This is a genomic window from Streptomyces sp. NPDC046349 (assembly GCF_055587885.1).
On record NZ_JBVJFK010000010.1, the window covers coordinates 335,888 to 353,275 of the forward strand.

At 72.4% G+C, this 17,388-nt stretch carries 11 protein-coding genes, 1 tRNA gene and 1 pseudogene; 5 read left to right on the forward strand and 8 right to left on the reverse strand.

The window, feature by feature from the left end; all coding sequences use genetic code 11:
- Positions 1 to 33: 33 nt before the first annotated feature.
- The 3 genes from ACZ6JS_RS24740 to ACZ6JS_RS24750 form a co-directional block, all read right to left on the reverse strand.
- Positions 34 to 555 (reverse strand): cobalamin B12-binding domain-containing protein, encoded by a 522-nt coding sequence (locus tag ACZ6JS_RS24740; RefSeq protein WP_469300990.1) that lies wholly within the window; start codon positions 553 to 555, stop codon positions 34 to 36.
- 290 nt (positions 556 to 845) lie between these two features.
- Positions 846 to 2,084, reverse strand: coding sequence for a helix-turn-helix domain-containing protein (locus tag ACZ6JS_RS24745; protein WP_469300991.1), 1,239 nt, complete (start codon positions 2,082 to 2,084; stop codon positions 846 to 848).
- Between the two features lie 251 nt (positions 2,085 to 2,335).
- Positions 2,336 to 3,844 (reverse strand): DUF4246 domain-containing protein, encoded by a 1,509-nt coding sequence (locus ACZ6JS_RS24750; RefSeq protein ID WP_469300993.1) that lies wholly within the window; start codon positions 3,842 to 3,844, stop codon positions 2,336 to 2,338.
- Between the two features lie 565 nt (positions 3,845 to 4,409).
- Between ACZ6JS_RS24750 and ACZ6JS_RS24755 the strand changes: the two genes are divergently transcribed.
- From ACZ6JS_RS24755 to ACZ6JS_RS24770, 4 genes and pseudogenes are all read left to right on the forward strand, one after another.
- On the forward strand, positions 4,410 to 5,186 hold the full coding sequence (locus ACZ6JS_RS24755; RefSeq protein WP_469300995.1) for a hypothetical protein: 777 nt from the start codon (positions 4,410 to 4,412) through the stop codon (positions 5,184 to 5,186).
- A 341-nt stretch (positions 5,187 to 5,527) separates the two neighbouring features.
- Positions 5,528 to 7,111 (forward strand): sigma-70 family RNA polymerase sigma factor, encoded by a 1,584-nt coding sequence (locus tag ACZ6JS_RS24760; protein WP_469300997.1) that lies wholly within the window; start codon positions 5,528 to 5,530, stop codon positions 7,109 to 7,111.
- Between the two features lie 616 nt (positions 7,112 to 7,727).
- Positions 7,728 to 10,097: a non-reducing end alpha-L-arabinofuranosidase family hydrolase gene (locus ACZ6JS_RS24765; protein ID WP_469300999.1), complete on the forward strand. Its 2,370-nt coding sequence runs from the start codon at positions 7,728 to 7,730 to the stop codon at positions 10,095 to 10,097.
- Between the two features lie 42 nt (positions 10,098 to 10,139).
- Positions 10,140 to 12,767 (forward strand): annotated as a pseudogene (locus ACZ6JS_RS24770) (RICIN domain-containing protein).
- A 581-nt stretch (positions 12,768 to 13,348) separates the two neighbouring features.
- On the opposite strand, the gene ACZ6JS_RS24775 reads toward ACZ6JS_RS24770, so the two are convergent.
- Positions 13,349 to 13,422, reverse strand: a tRNA-Pro gene (locus ACZ6JS_RS24775).
- Positions 13,423 to 13,531: 109 nt separating this feature from the next.
- Here ACZ6JS_RS24775 and ACZ6JS_RS24780 point away from each other — a divergent pair.
- Positions 13,532 to 14,080 (forward strand): DUF309 domain-containing protein, encoded by a 549-nt coding sequence (locus ACZ6JS_RS24780; protein WP_469301000.1) that lies wholly within the window; start codon positions 13,532 to 13,534, stop codon positions 14,078 to 14,080.
- On the opposite strand, the gene ACZ6JS_RS24785 is transcribed toward ACZ6JS_RS24780, so the two are convergent.
- Genes ACZ6JS_RS24785 through ACZ6JS_RS24800 form a run of 4 tightly spaced genes read right to left on the reverse strand, consistent with a single transcriptional unit; the run spans position 14,077 to position 17,387 of the window.
- The gene (locus tag ACZ6JS_RS24785) at positions 14,077 to 14,469 is read right to left on the reverse strand and encodes a VOC family protein (protein ID WP_469301002.1); all 393 of its coding nucleotides are present in this window, start codon (positions 14,467 to 14,469) and stop codon (positions 14,077 to 14,079) included. The two genes, ACZ6JS_RS24780 and ACZ6JS_RS24785, sit on opposite strands and share 4 nt — an antisense overlap.
- Positions 14,470 to 14,473: 4 nt before the next feature.
- The gene (locus ACZ6JS_RS24790) at positions 14,474 to 15,154 is read right to left on the reverse strand and encodes a LutC/YkgG family protein (protein ID WP_469301004.1); all 681 of its coding nucleotides are present in this window, start codon (positions 15,152 to 15,154) and stop codon (positions 14,474 to 14,476) included.
- Positions 15,151 to 16,635: a lactate utilization protein B gene (locus tag ACZ6JS_RS24795; protein ID WP_469301006.1), complete on the reverse strand. Its 1,485-nt coding sequence runs from the start codon at positions 16,633 to 16,635 to the stop codon at positions 15,151 to 15,153. Before ACZ6JS_RS24795 ends, ACZ6JS_RS24790 begins: the two co-directional genes overlap by 4 nt.
- On the reverse strand, positions 16,632 to 17,387 hold the full coding sequence (locus ACZ6JS_RS24800) for a (Fe-S)-binding protein (RefSeq protein ID WP_469301008.1): 756 nt from the start codon (positions 17,385 to 17,387) through the stop codon (positions 16,632 to 16,634). The genes ACZ6JS_RS24795 and ACZ6JS_RS24800 overlap by 4 nt, the downstream gene beginning before the upstream one ends.
- Position 17,388: the final 1 nt, after the last annotated feature.

Sequence of the window (17,388 nt, forward strand, 5' to 3'; positions counted from 1 at the left end):
TGGGTACGGCGGGAGCGCCGCCCCCGGCGGCGGTCACAGCAGCACTCCCGACCCGGCGGGCAGTGCCCGCGCCTCGGATCCGGGGGGCATCGCGCGCGGCCCGGCGGGCAGCGAACCGACGAAGGCCTGGAAGTCCAGCACCGAGCCGCCCTCCTCGAAGACCCCGTCGAAGCCCGCCGTCAGCAGCGCCCGCTGCCGGGCCGGGGTCCCGGAGCCGGCGCCGGAGATCCCGAGCTTGCCGCCGATCACGGTCGGCGTGCGGGCCAGTTCCCGGCAGGCGCGCAGCGCCTCGATCACCCGCAGTCCGTCGTTGAAGCCGTGCCCGTTGACACTGCTCAGGACGATGAGGTCCGGGTCGATCCGGCGGCACTCGGTGACCAGCAGCTCGTCCGGCACGCACGCGCCCAGGTTGGTGACCCGGTGTCCGAGCTCCTCCAGCAGCAGCTGGAGGAACACCAGGTTCCAGGTGTGCGAGTCCGAGGCCATGGTCGTCACGACGACGTCCAGAGCGGTCGGCTCGGCCTTTCCGTGCTGCTCCACGGCATGCTGCTCCACGGCGCAAAACCCTCTGTGTCGGTGGGTGGATGTCCGGGGGGCGGGCCCGCCCGGCCGTGGACAGAACGCTAGGGAGGTTCCGGGCACCGGACCGGCAGCTCGCCCGGCAGGATGCGGGCAGTATCGGCGCAGACCGGACGCGTGGGCCGGGGCCTGTACGGGCAGTGGAACCCCGTCGTGGGCCCGATCGTGGAACCCGGTCGTGGAACTGGCTCGTGGGCCCGATCGTCGAACCCGGTCGTGGAACTGGGTCGTGGAACCCGGTCGTGGAACGGAGCCGCCGACAAGCGTCAGCCCGCCGCCGCGAACTCCGCGTACACACCGGCCCCGCACAGGCGCCGGCAGAGGTTCAGCACGGTGAACCGGACGCCGTCGCGGGCCGGGACGCTGCGGATCAGTCCGCTCGCCAGCAGCTCGTGCAGCGCCGCCAGGCACTCCTGCGGCGGCCGGCCGCTCAGTTCGACGGCGTCCTCGCCCGACCAGTCCCCCGGCGCGGCCGCGAGCCGCTCCAGCAGGTCCCGCTGGCCGAGCGTGAGCCGGCCCAGGGCGGCCCCGAGCACCGCGCCCACGTCGGCCCGGCCGCCGAACCCGGCCGGGGGCGGAGCCAGGGGGAACGGGCCGTCCGTGAGCCGCGCCGCCAGCTGGCGCGGGGAGAGCACCGTCGACCAGCCTGCCACCAGCTCCAGCGCGCCGGGCAGGCCGTCGAGCTGGCGGCAGATCGAGGCCACGGCCGGCGCCTCCTCGGCCTCCAGACGCAATCCCGGCCGCAGTCGGCGCAGGTGCGAGAGCAGCAGCCGTACGGCGCCCACCTCGGCCAGCGCCACCGGGTCGTGGTCGAGTTCCGGTCCGGGCGTGGGCAGCGGGGCGAGCGGGATCACCTGCCCGCCGGGCAGCGGCTGCGGCGCCCTGGCGGTGATCAGCACCCGCAGGCCGGGGCAGCGGTGGAAGAGTTCGTCCAGCAGGGCCGCGTCCACGCCGGCGTCGGCTCCGTCCAGCACCAGCAGGGTGGGCCGCTCCCCCGTCGTTCGGGCCGGCCCGGCGACCGACTGGCGGCCGCAGTCGATCCAGCGCACCGACCACCGTGAGGCGAGGTGCAGCCGTCTCGCGACCTCCAGGACCAGCCTGGTCTTGCCGACCCCGCCGAGGCCCGCCACGGTCACCAGCCGGTCGCCGTGCACGGCGAGGGCGTCGATCAGCACCTCGACCTCCAGTTCCCGGCCGACGATCGCCCCGCGGGCGACCGGCGGCGCGGTCGGCTCGTCGCGCGGCTCCTCGGCGAGTGCCTGCCGGCGCGCGGCCGCCTCGAAGCTGGTCCGGTGGTGGCCCTCCAGCCGCAGTGCGTCGGCCAGCAGCCGGACCGTCTCCTGCCGGGGGCGCTGGACCCGCCCGCTCTCCATGTCCCGGATCGCCCGGACGCTCAGCGTCGCGTGATCGGCGAGCACCTGCTGGGTCAGTCCGACGCGCTCGCGCCGTATCCGGAGCAGCTCTCCGAAGCCCGTCGTCGACTGCAGCGACGTAACACCGTGCATGCCTAGTCCACCTTCCGTGGGTTGGCCAAGTACCGGGGACCGAGGGGCCCGGGGGCCGTACGGCCCCCGGGGGCGGCAGCGACCGGTGGTGACCCTCGGAGCCGTCGTTCCCCTTGTCGCCGATGGTCGCCGCCCCGGCTCTACGGCCGATCAACGACGGATCACCACGCACCCGTGCGGTCGTACGGAAACGCCCGAGGGGCCGTTCCGGATCGCTCCGGAACGGCCCCTCGGCACGGGATGGGGAGTGCTCAGTGCTCGCAGAGGGAGAATTCCCGCTCGAAGAGCTCCTTGTTGTGCTCGTCGACGAAGAACTTGCGTTCGTGCATGAGTTGTTCGCGGTAGGCTATGGCCTGTTCCAGCGTCATGGTCGAGGTCTCGGCCCACGGTTGCTGCGGCGGCACGTCGGAGGTCGAGACGATCGTTTCCGACGGGTCGACCAGGAAGAACGCGAGGATCTTGCGGTGTCCCGGGCGGGTGCGGTCCTCGAGGCGGAAGTCGCCGACGCGGTGCTGCAGGATGTTCGGGAACGCCAGGCAGCGACCCGCCGGCGTCGAGGCCGATCCCAGTACCTGGTTCAGCGCGTCCTCGTCCTCCAGGCCGTAGACCTCGCGCACACCGTTGTCGTCGTTCTGCTCGTAGTACGGGTCGTCCAGGGCTGCCCGGAAGCTCAGCCGGCTCTCGGTGATGTTCTCGCTGTCCCAGTAGTAGATGCCGGTCGAGACGATCCGCTCGTTCAGCATCCCCTCCACGTGCCAGGAACCGCCGGCGTACTCGGGCTTGTCCGGCGTGAGGTGAATGGTGGCGAGCTTGACGATGACCTGGAGCCGGCGACCGCGCAGGTCGACCCGGGTGGATGCGCCGGGCGTCCCGGGCGGGGTGAAGTCGGGGGGCTCCGGGATGACCGGGCGGCGGTTCTCCCACCAGCCGTCATGGGCCGCCTCCCACGCGCGGAGGGCTTCCGCGTGGGCCGCGGGATCACTGTAGGAGGACTCGTGCGGGTACTCCGGTTCGGAGTCGTACCACCCGTAGGGATCGGCCTCGATCCGCAGGGGCCGCGGATGACGCAGGTCGGTGAGCACGTTCTCCCACAGTGGGAGCATCCGCGCGAACACGTCCGGCAGGACGGCAGCCAGTTCGCGATGGGTGTCGGGGTGGAGGTTGTTGACGTACGAGCGGAACGCGACCTGGCCGTCGCCGGTGACGTCCACATCGGTGGGCAGCCACTGGAACTTCTCCGAGAACTCGTACTTCGAGTAGCGGTTCGTGGGGTTCCGCCAAGCCCGTTCGGGTGCGCCGCTCACCTCGTTCACCAGGCAGAACAGCGAGGGGTGGACCAGATCCAGTACCTGGCCGTCCGAGCCGGGGTGCCAGTCGAGTTCCTCTTCGGGGACTTCTTCCAGCACCCGGACCGCCTCGCGCAGCCGGGACCTGAGCTTGTCGTCGACGAGTGTGTCCGACTGCCACACCCCGTCGACGCCGGACACCTCGATGCCGGTTCGGGCGTCCCGCAGCGCGGCGTAGTGGTCGAGTTCGGCGAGGACGTAGCGGACCTGCCGTTCGTTGAGGCCCTGTGCGAGCGCTTCCCGCGTCCACCGGGCGGCGATGTCGGCGTCGTTCATCTTCTCGAACCACCCCGGCTTCGCCCGAAGGTGCGCACTGCACTGCATGATCTCGAGTTCCCGCAGGGTTCGGGGTTTGGCGAACGATATGGAACGGGACGCGTTGAAGGGCAGCGGGAAAGCAGACAGGCCGGTCAATTCTTCGGGTCCCTACAGTCGGTGTGCGGTGGCCGGAAGAATAACCCGGCGCACTGACACCGCAGCCCCGCACGGCCACCCCCTGTGACCGTCGCCCAGCCCGTCGACGGCAGAACGCCGGCCGAAACAGCGGCCCGGGAGGCGGAGCCACACGAGCGGATCGAGCAGCACCGTAGTCGACGGGGGACCGTACGAGCGCTCCAGCACGGCACGCGGTGCACGCACTGGTCACCGACCTGATTGCCCAGCAACACGGAGGCAGGCCCCAACCGGTGCCCACGGGGACGCCCCTTGGCCCTCGGGCCCGCCCCCGCTCGCAGACGGGGCGCCAGGTGGCAAGCGCCTCAGGGAGCGGGATGATGCCGCGTCCGTTCGGCCGGGAGGCCATCCGGTTCGGCAGGGCGCGGTGGGCGCCATCGCCGTCGAGAGGCCCGCCTCACCGCACCCGCGGAAGCGTCGACCGGCAAGCCGGCGGCCTGTCGGTCGTTGCCGGTCTTCTGCGCGTCGAGGCTCCGGGTTCGCCGGCCCGGCGCCGCCGGCCGCGGGGGTGGCAGGATCCTGGCTCATGGCGACGAGAGATGGCAGCGATGAGGCGTACGTCGTGGGGTTGTGCGAGCGGATCCTCGGGGAGAACGCCCTGACGCAGCACAGGTTCGACTGGCTGCTCGGAGATCCGGGATCAGGCGGCCGGCGGGTCCAACTGCCGGTCGACGCCCACTGGCCGGGCCATCAGCTGGTGATCGAGTACCGCGAACTGCAGCACGACCGGCCGATGCCCCACTTCGACAAGCCGGACCGCCTCACCGTCAGCGGTGTCCATCGCGGCGAGCAGCGCGCCCTGTACGACGCCCGGCGGGACGAGCAGATTCCCGCGCACGGGCTGCGTCTGGTCGTCATCCGCCCCGCCGACCTGGATGCGGACGGCCGCGGACGACTGCGCCGCAACGAAGAGGCTGACCTCGCAGCCCTGCAGAAGATCCTGGCCCGCTCCTGCGACGAGGACCGGGTCACCGACACCTTCCGCACCTGGCTGCTGGCCGAAGGCTGGACACCCACCGATCCCGCGGACCGGTGGACCGACCTGGAAGCCGTACGCGGCTCGCAACGGCTGATCTGTGAGGTCAAGGGCCGAACCAGTGAGAAAGGCATCGACGCCGACATCGCCTACGGACAACTGCTGCGCCGCATGACGACCCGGGACCCGCACACGCGCCACGCCCTCGTCGTGCCGTCCTCTTCCCTCAAGGCCGCCGCACGCGTCCCGGCCCACGTCCGGCACATCCTGCGCATCGACGTCTACGAGGTGACGGATGACGACCGGGTGCGTCGGCTGACCGACTGATAGGCCCCCGATCGGCTGATCGGCTGCCGGACAACGGGTGTTGCGGCGCGAAGTCGCGTCCAAGCCGGTGAGAGTCGAGATCCGCCGGCGTGCTGGAGATCGCACCCCGCCTGCCCGCCGGCGCAGCCTGGGGCGGACAGCGGTGGAGAGGGGCCGACTGCTGGACGTCACGCGGGCTTCGGTGGCAGGGATGGGAGTCCGCTGAGTGCCGTCCGGCAGGGCCGAAGTCGGTGCCCAGGATGGATGCGCGACGCCTCGCCGTACCCGGCCCGGGGGCACGGGCTTTGTCCGCACAGCTGTGCGGACGTTAGGGTCTGACGCCTTGATGAGGAAGGTGGGCAATGGGGCTCATGGATGCGGACCACGCGCGGCTGGTCGTCGCGGCGCAGGCCGGGGACGACCGGGCGCGCGAAGAGCTGATCGCCGCCTACCTGCCCTTGATCTACAACATCGTCCGCCGGTCGGTGAGCGGACATGCCGACGTCGATGACGTCGTCCAGGAAACGCTGTTGCGCGTGGTGCGCGACCTGCCCGCCGTGCGCGCCCCCGGCAGCTTCCGCTCCTGGCTGGTGTCGATCACCCTCCGCCAGATACAGACCCATTGGCAGCGGCACCGCGTCGCCGCCGGCCGGACGACGGCCATCGACGAGGCGGCCCACCTCCCGGACGCCGCCCCCGAACCCGAGGACGCGACGATCCTGCGGCTCCAGGTGTCGGATGAACGCCGCCGGATCGCCGAAGCCGGCCGGTGGCTCGACCCGGACCACCGGGTGATGCTCTCCCTGTGGTGGCAGGAACGCGCCGGACTGCTGAGCCGTGAGGACATGGCCGCCGCGACGGGCCTCTCCGCCGCCCATGTGGGAGTGCGCCTGCAGCGCATGCGCGAGCAACTGGATCTGAGCCGGACGATCGTCACCGCGCTCGAGACCCAACCACGCTGTCCGCAGCTGGGTGAGACCGTCGCCGACTGGGACGGTCTGCGTACCTCGGTGTGGCGCAAGCGGATCGCGCGGCACACCCGCGACTGCCGGGCCTGCACGGCGACGACCGCCAACCGGGTCTCCGCCGAACTGCTGCTCCTCGGCCTCGTGCCCCTGGCCGTCCCTGCCGGGCTCATCGCCGCGCTCACCGCCAAGGGTCTGCTGTCCGGTTCAGCCGCGAGCGCCGCCGGGCTGGCCACGGCCCCCGTCGCCGCCGGCACGGCGACGGCGGCGGCGACGGCGACGGCGGCGACGACGACGACGGGAGGCGGTCTGCACGGCGCGCTGACCGGCAAACTCCACGCGGTGACCGCTCATCCGCTGGCGAGCCTAGCCGCCGGCGCGGTGCTCATCACCGGGGCAACCACCTACGCGGCCTGGCCGGAACCGGCGCCCCGGACGCCCGGCGTCGTCGCCGCTCCCGCGGTCGGCGATCCCGCGCCGATCCCGTCGAGCGCCCCCACCCCGGCCGGACCGCCCTCGGCGAGTCCGTCCGCGGTCGCGGGCACGGTTCCGCTGGGCGCACGATCACTGGAGTCCGTGGACCAGCCCGACCTGTACCTGACGTATTCCGGCGACTTCGCGACGCTGGGCCGGGTCTCTGCGTCCAGCGGTGCGCAGACACGGCAGCGCGTCACGTTCACGGTGGTCCCTGGGCTGGCCGACACACGGTGCGTCACCCTCCGTGCGGCCGACGGTCGTTATCTGCGGCACCACTATCTGCGACTGCGGCTGAGCACCGACGACGGCAGCGAGCTGTTCCGCAAGGACGCCACTTTCTGTCCGCGCCCCGGGGCGGTCGCGGGGTCGGTGGTCCTGCACTCCTCCAACTACCCCGGGTCGGTCCTCCGCCATCGCGACGGCGGCATCTGGCTCGACGGCTCCGACGGCAGCCGGGCCTTCGCCGGTCAGGCCTCGTTCGTCGTCCGCAAGGCCTGGTCCTGAGAAGCGCTCCGTGAACCTTCCGGACCGGGCCGCGCGGTAACAGTCGGCGAACCGCCGCCGGACTCCGGCACACGCAGTTCACCACCGGGCAGTGAGCCGCCCGCGCGCCGCGCGGCGTCCGGGGCCGGTCCCCGTGCGTCGACCGGCACCTCGCCCCACCCGACGGCCTGAGGAGCGGCACGGCAACCGTCCACCGCCGCCGTGGGAGACACCACCGCCGAGCAAGGGCGGCCTTCCCTTCCCCGCGGCCGCCCACGGGCGACCGGAACGCGGGGCTCGGCGTAACACTTTTCGCCTGCGAGATGCATCACGGGGCGATCGTCGGGGCGGCCCCGCATTTCCGTTACGCGGCCCTACGCCCGCCGGCCTCCACTTCGTGGGGTTCTTCCCGCCGCTCACCGTGCGAGCCGACGTGAGCGGTTCCCCCACCTCCCCGTAGGCACATACGCGAAAGAAAGCGCCCCATGACGCGACATCCCCGAGAGCCCCGCGCCACCCGTACGCAGGACCGGCGCCTCGTCCCGCACCGCACCCGCCCCGCGGCGGATCAGGCCGTCCCGGCCGACACACCCGCGATCACGCACCCCGAGGCGACCCGAGACCACCGAGGAGCAGCATGAAGGGCCTGCACCGGCGCGGTCGGCACCGCCGGACCCTGACGATCGGACTGTCGGCCGCCGCGCTGGTGGCGGGGGTCATGACGCTCCTCCCCAGCTCTGCCGGAGCCGCAACACCCCTGGGCACGCACGCGGCGCCCTCGGGCAGGTACTTCGGCACCGCGGTGGCCGCCGGCCGGCTCGGCGATGCGAGGTACGCCGCCATCCTGGACCGGGAATTCAACATGATCACCCCGGAGAACGAGATGAAGTGGGACGCCATCGAACCGTCCCGCGGCAAGTTCGCCTTCGGCCCGGCCGATCAGATCGTCAACCATGCCTCGGCACACGGCCAGCGCCTGCGCGGCCACACCGCGGTCTGGCACTCGCAGCTCCCGTCCTGGGTGGGCTCCATCGGCGACGCGAAAACACTGCGCGGCGTGATGAACGACCACATCACCACCTTGATGACCCGCTACAAGGGCAAGATCCACTCCTGGGACGTGGTCAACGAGGCGTTCGCCGACGGCTCCACCCAGCACCGCAGCTCGGTCTTCCAGAACGTGCTGGGCAACGGCTTCATCGAGGAGGCGTTCCGCACCGCCCGGGCGGCCGACCCCTCCGCCAAGCTCTGCTACAACGACTACAACATCGAGAACTGGTCGGACGCCAAGACCCAGGGCGTCTACAACATGGTCAAGGACTTCACGTCCCGTGGCGTGCCGATCGACTGCGTCGGGTTCCAGAGCCACTTCGGCGCCGGCGGCCCCCCGGCGAGCTTCCGGACCACCCTGGCCAACTTCGCCGCCCTGGGCGTCGACGTCCAGATCACCGAGCTGGACATCGCCCAGGCGTCGCCGACCCACTACGCCGACACGGTGAAGGCATGCCTGTCCGTCGCCCGGTGCACCGGCATCACCGTCTGGGGCATCCGCGACAGCGACTCCTGGCGCAAGGGCGAGAACGCCCTGCTGTTCGACGCAAACGGCAACCCCAAGGCCGCCTACACCGCCGTCGTGAACGCCTTCAAGGCGGCCACCGGCACCACCCCCGGCACCGGCACGATCAAGGGCGTCGCCTCCGGCCGCTGCATCGACATCAAGGGCTCCACCAGGGCCAACGGAACGCAAGCGCAGCTGTGGGACTGCCACGGACGGCCCAACCAGCGCTGGACCCACACCTCCGGCAAGCAGCTGACCGTCTACGGCGACAAGTGCCTGGCCGCCAGGGGCAACGGCACGGCCAACGGCACCGCGGTGGTCATCGAGGACTGCAACGGCAGCGCCGGCCAGCAGTGGAACGTCAACGCCGACGGCACGATCTCCGGGGTCCACTCCGGGCTGTGCCTCGACGCCATCGGCGCGGCCACCGCCAACCGCACCGGGATCCAGCTGCACTCCTGCTGGTCCGGCGGCAACCAGAAGTGGGCCGGCCCGTCCGGGAAGCCGGCCACGGCAATGCCCGCCCCGACGGGCACCTGTGCCCTCCCGTCGCGGTACCGGTGGACGTCGACGGGCGCGCTGGCGCAGCCGGCGAACGGGTGGGCCTCGCTGAAGGACTTCACCCACGTGACGCACAACGGCAAGCACCTGGTCTACGGGTCGAACTTCTCGGGATCCGCGTACGGCTCCATGATGTCCGGGCCGTTCACGAACTGGTCGGACATGGCCTCGGCCCGCCAGACCGGCATGAGCCAGGCCGCGGTGGCCCCCACCCTGTTCTACTTCGCTCCCAAGAAGATCTGGGTGCTGGCGTACCAGTGGGGCCCGTGGCCCTTCATCTACCGTACGTCCAGCGACCCGGCCAACCCCGACGGCTGGTCCGCGCCGCAGCCGCTGTTCACCGGCAGCATCCCCCGCAGCGAATCCCCCACCGGCCCGATCGACCAGACCCTGATCGCCGACGACCGGAACATGTACCTGTTCTTCGCCGGTGACAACGGCAGGATCTACCGGGCGAGCATGCCGATCGGGAACTTCCCCGGCAACTTCGGCTCCTCGTACACGACCGTCATGAGCGACACGGCCGACAACCTGTTCGAGGCGCCGCAGGTCTACAAGGTCCAGGGCCAGAACCAGTACCTCATGATCGTCGAGGCGAGGGGCGCGAACCAGGCCCGCTACTTCCGCTCCTTCACGGCCTCCAGCCTGAGCGGCTCGTGGACGCCGCAGGCCGGCAGCGAGAGCAACCCCTTCGCGGGCAAGGCGAACAGCGGCGCCACCTGGACCGACGACATCAGCCACGGCGACCTGGTCCGCGACAACCCCGACCAGACCATGACCATCGACCCCTGCAACCTGCGGTTCCTCTACCAGGGCAAGGCGCCCACAGCAGGCGGCCCCTACGACCGACTCTCCTACCGGCCGGGCCTCCTCACCCTGCAGCGCTGACCTGCCCCGATCCACCGTGATACGCAAGGAGAACAACTCCCCATGAAGAACCCCACGAACGGCGGGCGCCGCGGACGTCACCGCCGTCGCTGGACCGGGACCGGCCTGCTGCTCGGTGTGCCCGCCGTCCTCGTGCCGTACCTCCTGTACGTGCAGGACGACTCGCAGGCCGCGACGGTCGACGGCAATGCCTACTACCGGCTGGTCTCCGTACGCAGCGGCAAGGCGCTGGACGTCGACGCCTTCTCCACCGCCGACGGCACCCGCATCCAGCAGTGGAAGGACCAGAACACCGCCAACCAGCAGTGGCAGCTGCGCCCCACCGGGGACGGCCACTACGAGCTGGTGAACCGCAACAGCGGCAAGGTGCTGGGCGTAGCCGGCGATTCGACCGCTCAGGCGGCCGCCGTCGAGCAGCAGAGCGACGGCTCCTCCACCTCCCAGGAATGGCGGATCGACGAGGTGAGCGGTTCCGACGCCGTCGTCCTCACCTCCCGCAGGAGCGGCCAGGTCCTGGACGTCGCCGGCGGCTCCACGGCCGACGGCGCGGCCGTCATCCAGTACCGCGGCCACGGCGGCACCAACCAGCAGTGGAGGCTGGTGAAGACGGCCGTGACCAATGCGCCCGGATCCGGACCGTACACGTGGCGAAACGCCCAGGTGGTGGGCGGCGGCTACGTCACCGGCCTGGTGTTCAACCCGCGGGAGAAGGGCCTGCTGTACGCGCGGACCGACATGGGCGGCGCCTACCGCTGGGACACCGGGGCCGAGCAGTGGATCCCGCTGACCGACTGGATCGGCGAGAAGGACTGGAACCTGCTGGGCGTCGACGCGCTGGCCACCGATCCCGTCGACCCCGCCCGGCTTTACCTCGCCACCGGCACCTACACCAACAACTGGGCGGGCAACGGAGCGGTCCTGCGCTCCAAGGACCGCGGCCGCACCTTCCAGCGCACCGACCTGCCCTTCAAGCTGGGCGGCAACGAGGACGGCCGCGGGGCGGGCGAACGGCTGGCGGTCGACCCCGCGGACAACGGCACCCTGCTGCTGGGCACCCGCAAGAACGGCCTGTGGCGCAGCACCGACCACGGCGCCACCTGGAACCAGGTCCCCTCGTTCCCCGTCAAGGACGGGGCCGGCAGCGGCGCGGGCATCTCCTTCGTGACGTACGGCCCGGCCGGCAGCAGGACGGTCTACGTCGGCGTCGCCGACCGGTCCACCTCCCTCTACCGCTCCACCGACGGCGGCAGCACCTGGCAGGCCGTCCCCGGGCAGCCCACCGGCCAGCTGCCGCAGCACGGCGTGCTCTCCGGCGACGGCTCGCTGTACCTCACGTACACCGACGCCCTCGGCCCCAACGGCGTGACGGGCGGCTCCGTGTGGAAGCACACGCCGGCCGGGGGCACGTGGAGGAACATCTCCCCCTCCCAGGGCAACTACGGGTTCTCCGGTCTGGCCGTCGACCCGCGCAAGCCCGCCACGGTGATGGTCACCACCCTCGGCCGCTGGTGGCCGGAGGACGAGATCTACCGGACCACCGACGGCGGCACGACATGGAAGGCACTGGCCGGCAAGTCGGTACGGGACGCCTCCGCCGCCCCGTACGTGGGCACCGGCACCGGGCACTGGATGACCGCCCTGGCCGTCGATCCCTTCGACTCCGGGCACGTGCTGTACGGCACCGGCAGCGGCGTACTGCGCAGCAAGGACGCCAACGCCTCCGACAGCGGCGGCGTCAGCCACTGGAGCGTGGGGGCCCGCGGGCTGGAGGAGACCGCGCTGCTCGACGCGATCGCCCCGCCCGGTGGCGCCCACGTCATCACGGCCATGGGCGACCTGGGCGGATTCCGCCACGACTCCCTGACCGAGGTGCCCCCCGGGCGGCTGAAGAACCCGATGATGACCAACAGCACCTCCATGGACTTCGCACAGTCCAACCCCTCGATGATGGTCCGCGTGGGCCGTGGCGGCGCGCAGGACGGCGCCTACTCCACCGACGGCGGCCACAGCTGGAACGGCTTCGCGTCCGAACCGGTGGCCGGCGCCGACAGCGGCCGGGTGGCGCTCTCCGCCGACGGCTCGGCCATCGTCTGGACGCAGGCCGGCCAGGCCCCGTACCGCTCGACCGACAAGGGCGCGAGCTGGTCGAGGGTCGGCGGCCTGGGCACCGGTGCCGTCGTCGTCGCCGACCGCTCCTCGGCCGGGACGTTCTACTCACTGGCCGGCGGCACGCTCTACGCCAGCACCGACGGCGGGGCGACCTTCAGCGCCCGGGCCGCCGACCTGCCCGCCGACGGCCGGCTCAAGGCCGTCCCCGGAGTCGCGGGGCACCTGTGGATCGCCGGCGGCGGCCAGGGGCTCCTGCACTCCACCGACGGTGGCCGCACCTTCACCAGGCTCGCCCCGGTGCAGGCCGCCTCCGCCCTCGGCTTCGGCAAGGCCGCACCGGGCGCCTCCTACTAGGCCCTGTACCTGATCGGCACCGTCAAGGACGTCACCGGCGTCTTCCGCTCCACCGACAAGGGCGCCACCTGGCTCCGCGTCAACGACGACGCCCACCAGTGGGGCAGCATCGGCGGCACCGGCGTCATCACCGGCGACCCCGACGCCTTCGGCCGCGTGTACGTCGGCACGAACGGACGCGGCCTCCAGTACGGCGACCCGTCCTGACCCCGCCGCCCGGGCAGGGCCGCAGGCACAACCGTGCCGGAACGGCTCCGCCTGCGCGGTTGCGGCGTCACCGTCCGCGCGACCGCCCCTGCGACCCGGCGGGGCGTCCGCCGAGGTCTGCCCGTTCCTTCGGGCGGGGATAGCCTCAGCCGACTGCGCGGCCCGGCGCGAGTGTGCCCTTCGCCAGGGCAGCACGCTCCCGGACCGCGCAGTCGGCCCCCGCAGCCCGCGGGGCCAGTCGTCCGTGCGCAGTGCTGCGTAGGCCCCATGGTGGCGGGTGTCGGCGCACCGGCTGACGGAGGCGTTGTCGCCGCGCCGTCGGCCGGGCTCCCTAACGGTCGGCGGCCTGGTCGGGCCCGGTCTCCTGGTCCACCTCGCGGCTGCGACCACCACGCGACCACATCCGCCGGCTCGGTGAGAGGTCGTCCGGCGGCTCCGCTCCGGCACCGTGGGCCTTCAGCGCTGCGGCGTCCCGGCCGCGGGCTGACGTGCGACCACATTGCGACCACCATGGCCCAGAACACACGAAAGGCCGCCCTCCCATAAGTGAGAGAACGGCCTCCGACCTGCATGAAGCAAAGTCGGGACGACAGGATTTGAACCTGCGACCCCTTGACCCCCAGTCAAGTGCGCTACCAAGCTGCGCCACGTCCCGATGTACCTTCGACCTGCGGGTTTCCCCGTGCTCGGCGGCACATGCAGAACATTACCCCACGCCGAGGGGTGTGCATGCACGGGTAATCGGCAAGGGAGAGGATGGGGTCGTGGACGCACGGGACAGGGACGCGGAGGGGCGGGCGAGGAACGCCCGTCCGAGGGATGGGCTGGGGCGGCCGCTGCCCTACGGGGCGGCCGGGACGGAGCGGCAGCCCGAGGGGGTCGTGCGCTCGCCCGCGCAGACCGTGCGAGAGGCGCAGCGGCTGCTGGACGCGGGGATGCCCTTCCACGCGCACGAGGTCTTCGAGGACGCCTGGAAGTCCGGGCCGGAGGCCTCGGCCCCGCTGTGGCGGGGGCTGGCGCAGCTCGCGGTCGGGCTGACGCACGCCGCCCGCGGCAACGCGGTGGGCGGGGCGCGGCTGCTGCGGCGCGGGGCCGACGGGATCGAGGGGATCGAGGGGCTGCGCGCGGAGTCGTACGGGATCGACGTACCGGGCCTGGTCCGGTGGGCCCGGGAACTGGCGGGCCGGGTGGAGGGGGCCGGCCGGGCCGTCGACGCCGCGCGGGAGGCTCCGCGCCTGGGCGTCGGCGACAGCAGCGGCGGCGGCAGCAACAGCGGCGGCAGCAGCGGCGGCAGCGACGGCGGCCGTCCCTAGAGGGCGGGCTGGAGAAGGTCCCAGCGGTTGCCGTACAGGTCTTCGAAGACGGCGACGGAGCCGTACGGCTCGTGCCGCGGTGCCTCCAGGAAGCGGACGCCCTCGGCGGTCATCCGGGCGTGGTCGCGGGCGAAGTCGTCCGTGTGGAGGAAGAAGCCGACACGGCCGCCGGTCTGGTCGCCCACTCGGGAGCGCTGCGCGTCGTCCTTGGCGCGGGCCAGCAGCAGGGCGGACTCGGTGGCGCCGGGCGGTCGGACGACGACCCAGCGGGAGCCGTCCGGTCGGGCCGTGTCCTCGACCAGGTCGAAGCCGAGGGCACGCGTGTAGAAGTCGATGGCCTCGTCGTAGTCGTGGACCACGAGGGCGGTCAGGGCGATGCGGGATGACATGGGCCTATTGTGGCCCCGGTTCCCAGGGCCGAGGCCCCGGGTCCGGGCTTCCCACGAGGACCACGTCCAGTGTGCGGGGGCCGTGGACGCCCTCCACCCGGTCCAGTTCGATGTCGCTGGTCGCCGAGGGGCCGGAGATCCAGGTCAGCGGGCGGCCCGGGTCCAGGAGCGGCAGTGCCTCGGGGACGGAGTCCACGACCTGCCCGGGAACGCGTACGAGGCAGACGTGGTGGTCGGGGACGAGGGTGATGCGGCGGCGGCCCTGGTCCGGGCCGCCGTCGAGGACGATGGTGCCGGTCTCGGCGATCGCGAGGGCGCAGCCGGTCACGACGGCGTCGACCCGGTCCAGCTCCCGGGGCGTCTGCGCCGCGCGGTCGGTCACGAAGGTCAGGGACGGGTCGGACGGCAGACCGAAGCCGAGGTCCGGCGGGAGCTGCACCGTCGCGGCGTCCGCGAGCAGCCGGCCCAGCAGGTCGCGCAGGCCGTCCTCGTCGGTGCGGTGGACCCGCGCACGGTATTCGGCGAGGTTCGCCGCGAGCAGGTCCACGCGCTCCTGCGGGGTGCGCGTGCCGTGTACGCGCAGGTAGTCCCGCGGGATGTCGGCATCCGGGCCGGGGCCCGCCGACGGGGCCGTCTGCGGCACGGCCCGGCGGATGCGGGCCAGGATGCGGTCCTTGCTGGTCACTGCGGGGTTCCCCGTTCTCGGGCCCACCAGTCGCGGAACGACTCGGCGGGTACGGAGGGCAGCTCGCGGGTGTCGGTCCAGGCCCGGCCGGGGCCGGGCAGCCGGCGCGGCGCCAGCCTGCGGGCGCGGGCCAGCAGGCGCTCCCCCGCGCGCAGGGCCCTGGGGCGGTCCAGGAGCAGTCGGGCGGCGCGCGCTGCGGCGCGTTCGGCGGTGTGCCCGTGCGCGGGACGGATCCGTACGCGGATGCCGTGCCGGGTCACCGGACCGCCCTGGGCCACTCGTTCGCGCAGGTGGATGAGGATCTCGGGGATGTCGATGGCGACCGGGCAGACGTCGTAGCAGGCCCCGCACAGGGTGGAGGCGTAAGGCAGTGAGGCGTCGATCTCGCTGCCGGTTCCGCGCAGTTGGGGGCTGAGGACGGCGCCGATGGGGCCGGGGTAGACCGATCCGTAGGCGTGGCCGCCGGCCCGCTCGTAGACGGGGCAGACGTTGAGGCATGCGGAGCACCGGATGCAGCGCAGTGCCTGGCGGCCGGTCTCGTCGGCGAGGGTGTCGGTGCGGCCGTTGTCGAGGAGGACGAGGTGGAAGGCGGAGGGCCCGTCGCCGTCCGCGCCTCTCGAGGGGCCCAGACCGGTCCACATGGTGGTGTACGGGTTCATCCGCTCGGCCGTCGAGGAGCGCGGCAGGGTCTGGAGGAAGATCTCCAGGTCTCGGAAGGTGGGGACGACCTTCTCGATGCCCACGACCGAGATCAGCGTCTCGGGGAGGGTCAGGCACATCCGGCCGTTGCCCTCGGACTCGAAGACGACCATGGTGCCCGTCTCGGCGACCATGAAGTTGGCGCCGGAGACGGCGACCTTGGCGCGCAGGAACTTCTCGCGCAGGTGCAGGCGCGCCGCCTCGGCGAGTTCCCTCGGGTCGTCGCCGAGCGGGTCGGGCGCCGGGCGGCCCCAGCGGCCCATCTCGGCGCGGAAGATGTCGCGGATCTCGGCCCGGTTGCGGTGGATGGCGGGCACCAGGATGTGGGAGGGGCGGTCCCGGCCGAGCTGCACGATGAGTTCGGCGAGGTCGGTCTCGTAGGCGGTGATCCCGGCGGCTTCCAGGGCCTCGTTGAGACCGATTTCCTGGGTTGCCATCGACTTGACCTTGACGACCTCGCGCTCGCCGGTGGCGCGGACGAGTTCCGTGACGATCCGGTTGGCCTCGTCCGCGTCGACGGCCCAGTGGACGGTGCCTCCGGCGGCGGCCACCGCCGCCTCCAACTGGAGCAGGTAGCGGTCGAGATGGCGCAGGGTGTGGTCCTTGACGGCCTTGCCGGCGGCGCGCAGCCGGTCCCAGTCCGCCAGCTCGGCGACGGCCCGTGCCCGCTTGTCGCGGATGGTGTGCGTGGCGTGCCGGAGGTTGGCGCGCAGCACGTCGTCCCGTACGGCTGCGCGGGCCGCTTCGGGGAAGGCGGGCATGCCGAGGTCCGTGCGGGTCATGTCAGCGGTTCCTCCTCGGTCGAGGCCAGGATCTCGGCGAGGTGCAGGGTCCGCATCGGGCTGTCCGCGCGGCGCAGGAGTCCGTCCAGGTGGGCGAGGCAGGAGTTGTCGGCGCCGCACAGCACCCCGGCTCCGGTGCCGGCAGCGGAGGTGATCTTGTCGGTCCCCATGGCGGCGGAGACGTCGGGGTTCTTCACTGCGAAGGTGCCCCCGAACCCGCAGCACTCCTGTGCGCCCGGCAGCTCGACCAGGTCCAGGCCCTTCACCGCGGCGAGCAGCCGCCGGGGCCGGTCCCCGAGCCCCAGGCCGCGCAGGCCGTGGCAGGAGGGGTGGTAGGTGACGGTGTGCGGGAAGTACGCGCCGACGTCGGTCACCCCGAGCACGTCGACCAGGAACTCGGTGAGCTCGTACACGCGCGGCGCGAGTGACCGGGCCGCGTCCGCGGGCTCCGTGCCGCGTCCCTCCCGCTCGGCCTTACGTCCGATCCGCGGGTAGTGCTCGCGGATCATCGCGGCGCAGGAACCGGAGGGGGTGACCACGTACTCGTGGCCGGCGAAGGCCGCCGCGGTGCGCCGCACCAGCGGTTCGGTCTCGTGCCGGTAGCCCGTGTTGTACAGCGGCTGCCCGCAGCAGCTCTGGCCGGCGGGGAAGTCCACGGCGACGCCGAGCCGCTCCAGGAGGCGGACGACGGCGATGCCGGTCTGCGGGTACAGCGCGTCGTTGACGCAGGTGACGAACAGGGCGGCACGCATG

Coding starts and splice junctions, on each gene's coding strand:
- ACZ6JS_RS24745 (WP_469300991.1), bottom strand. CDS start 2,084: ATGCACGGTGTTACGTCGCTGCAGTCGACGACGGGCTTCGGAGAGCTG.
- ACZ6JS_RS24785 (WP_469301002.1), bottom strand. CDS start 14,469: ATGTCATCCCGCATCGCCCTGACCGCCCTCGTGGTCCACGACTACGAC.
- ACZ6JS_RS24800 (WP_469301008.1), bottom strand. CDS start 17,387: ATGCGTGCCGCCCTGTTCGTCACCTGCGTCAACGACGCGCTGTACCCG.
- ACZ6JS_RS24760 (WP_469300997.1), top strand. CDS start 5,528: ATGGGGCTCATGGATGCGGACCACGCGCGGCTGGTCGTCGCGGCGCAG.
- ACZ6JS_RS24755 (WP_469300995.1), top strand. CDS start 4,410: ATGGCGACGAGAGATGGCAGCGATGAGGCGTACGTCGTGGGGTTGTGC.
- ACZ6JS_RS24795 (WP_469301006.1), bottom strand. CDS start 16,635: ATGACCCGCACGGACCTCGGCATGCCCGCCTTCCCCGAAGCGGCCCGC.
- ACZ6JS_RS24765 (WP_469300999.1), top strand. CDS start 7,728: ATGAAGGGCCTGCACCGGCGCGGTCGGCACCGCCGGACCCTGACGATC.